General features: G+C 65.5%; 4 protein-coding genes and 1 pseudogene. 4 read left to right on the forward strand and 1 reads right to left on the reverse strand.

Features of this window, described 5'->3' with window-relative positions; translation table 11 throughout:
• Both L995_RS32260 and L995_RS22365 read left to right on the forward strand, forming a co-directional pair.
• Positions 1 to 146: DUF2970 domain-containing protein (locus L995_RS32260; RefSeq protein ID WP_047473765.1), on the forward strand; the 146-nt coding region annotated here is incomplete at its 5' end.
• Between the two features lie 70 nt (positions 147 to 216).
• Positions 217 to 1,098 (forward strand): cytochrome c oxidase subunit 3, encoded by an 882-nt coding sequence (locus L995_RS22365; protein ID WP_016450144.1) that lies wholly within the window; start codon positions 217 to 219, stop codon positions 1,096 to 1,098.
• Between the two features lie 71 nt (positions 1,099 to 1,169).
• Here the strand turns inward: L995_RS22365 and L995_RS22370 are convergent, their stop codons facing one another.
• The gene (locus L995_RS22370) at positions 1,170 to 1,412 is read right to left on the reverse strand and encodes a twin transmembrane helix small protein (RefSeq protein ID WP_047473766.1); all 243 of its coding nucleotides are present in this window, start codon (positions 1,410 to 1,412) and stop codon (positions 1,170 to 1,172) included.
• Positions 1,413 to 1,441: 29 nt separating this feature from the next.
• Between L995_RS22370 and L995_RS22375 the strand changes: the two genes are divergently transcribed.
• Complete coding sequence (locus L995_RS22375) at positions 1,442 to 2,215, forward strand: SURF1 family protein (protein WP_047473767.1); 774 nt, start codon at positions 1,442 to 1,444, stop codon at positions 2,213 to 2,215.
• Positions 2,202 to 2,387, forward strand: a pseudogene (locus L995_RS32265) (hypothetical protein); the annotation flags it as partial. The gene L995_RS22375 and the pseudogene L995_RS32265, both read left to right, overlap by 14 nt.

Raw genomic sequence — 2,387 nt, forward strand, 5'->3', positions numbered from 1 at the left:
CCGCGTCCCTGTTCGGCGTGCGCAGGGCAAGCGAGTACCAGCAGGACGGGGAGCGCATCACGCCGCTGCATGTGATTGCAGTGGGGCTGGCGGCCATCTTCCTGCTGGTGCTGGGATTGATCGCGCTGGTCAAGCTCGTGGTCTGAGCGGCGCGGCCATCGGGGACAGAGAGTGATCGACGGGAAACACAGAACCAAGAATGTCAGGAGCTGAGCAATGAGTGCAACCACCCACGGCAAAACGCCTTACTACTACGTGCCGGCAGAGTCCAGCCATCCCGTCATGGCGGCGGCGGGGCTGTTCTTCGTGATCCTGGGCGCGGGCAACTGGATCAACGGCCATGAATGGGGCATGTACAGCCTGGGCCTGGGCCTGGTCTGGTGGCTGGCCGTGCTCTTTTTCTGGTTCCGGGAGGCCGCGCATGAAAGCGAGTCGGGCAAGTACGGTCGCAAGATCGACCTGTCCTTCCGCTGGAGCATGAGCTGGTTCATCTTCTCCGAGGTGATGTTCTTCGGCGCCTTCTTCACCGCCCTGTGGTGGGCGCGCTCGCACTCGGTGCCCGCGCTGGGCAGCCTGGACAACGCCTTGCTGTGGCCCGACTTCAAGGCCGTCTGGCCCAGCATGGCAGCGGGTGCCACGGCCTCGCCGGCCAACAGTGTCGAGCCCTTCCAGACCGTGGGCCCGTTCTGGCTGCCCACCATCAACACGGCGCTGCTGCTGACTTCGGGCGTGACGCTGACCATTGCCCACCATGCGCTGCAGGCCGGCCACCGCGCCCGCACCATCGCCTTCATGTGGATGACGGTGATCCTGGGCTTCGTCTTCCTGTGCGTGCAGGGCTACGAGTACTACCACCTGTACACGGATCTGAACCTCAAGCTGTCCTCGGGCGTGTTCGGCTCGACCTTCTTCCTGCTCACTGGATTCCACGGCTTCCACGTCTTCGTGGGCATGCTGATGCTGTTCTTCATCACCATGCGCCTGCATGCCGGGCACTTCACGGCCGAGCGGCATTTCGGCTTCGAGGGCGCGGCATGGTACTGGCACTTCGTGGACGTGGTGTGGCTGTTCCTCTACGTGCTGGTCTACTGGATGTAGTCTGTATCCGGCCCCATGCAAAAAGAAGCGCCAGGGCGCTTCTTTTTGTTTGTGGGGGCAGGGGGGCTTGTCTATTGCCCGGCGGTCCAGCCGGTGGGATGGATGTAGCCCAGCTTGGCCGCCAGCAGCACGCACAGGAACAGCGCGATGGACAGGCCCACGCGCAGCGCCAGTGCACGGAACATGGCGCGGCTGCGGCGTTTGTCGTCGCCCGCACCCTGCTGGTCTTCGGGATTGCGGCGCATCATGAAGAACAGGGCGCTGCCCAGGCTGGCGACAATGGCCAGCAGGGCGAGAACGATCACGAATTTCATGGGTGGATTATCCGGTGCGTGTTTCCAGGATGCCAGAGCGCTGGCGGTTTGTACTGATCACCTTGGCCGCGCTGATCGGCGTGGCCGTCACGCTGTCCCTGGGCCGCTGGCAGCTGCAGCGCGCGGCCTACAAGCAGGAACTGTTCGACGCCGTGCAGCGCCAGCAGGGCCTGCCGCCGTGGAGCAACGCCCAGCTGGCAGCCGTGCAGCCCGATGCGGTGCCGAACCCCGAAGCCGCGCCCTGGCTGCACCGTCCCGTGCAATTGCAGGGCCACTGGATTGCGGGGCAGACGCTGTACCTGGACAACCGCCAGATGCAGGGCCAGCCGGGCTTCTTCGTGCTCACGCCGCTGCGGCTGGCTTCGCCGCATGAGGACGTGGTGATCGCCGTGCAGCGCGGCTGGGTGCCGCGCAACTTCCTGGACCGCACGGCCCTGCCCGAGGTGCAGACGCCCGAAGGGCTGGTGACCGTCCAGGGGCGCATGGAGGCCACGCCGTCCCGGCTCTACGAATTCGGCCGTGCAGGGGCAGACCCTGATGGGCAAAAGTCGCGCATCCGACAGAATGTGGACATTGCCGAATGGGCCGTGGCCTCCGGGCTGCCGCTGCGCGAATGGAGCCTGCTGCAGACCGGCGAAGCCAGCGAAGGCCTGCGGCGCGACTGGCCCGTTGTGACGGCCGGTGTCGAGAAACACCATGGCTATGCGTTCCAATGGTTTGGACTTGCGGCCCTGATCACGCTTTTGTATGTCTGGTTCCAAATCGTCCGACGCTTTGTCCGCCCGCGCCATGCCCGCTCCTGAGACTCCCCTGGAGATGACTGTCCATGGCCTGCCACCCTTGCAGCCGGGCCTTGCCGGCGCGCAACGCACGCGCAGCGGCCGCTGGAAGATGCTGGCCGTGTTCGCGGTCTGCGCCGCGCCCGTGGTGGCCTCCTATTTCACCTACTACGTGCTGCGGCCTGGCCAGACGCGG

It is taken from the genome of Delftia sp. ZNC0008 (genome assembly GCF_000799035.1).
Taxonomy (GTDB): domain Bacteria; phylum Pseudomonadota; class Gammaproteobacteria; order Burkholderiales; family Burkholderiaceae_C; genus Comamonas; species Comamonas tsuruhatensis.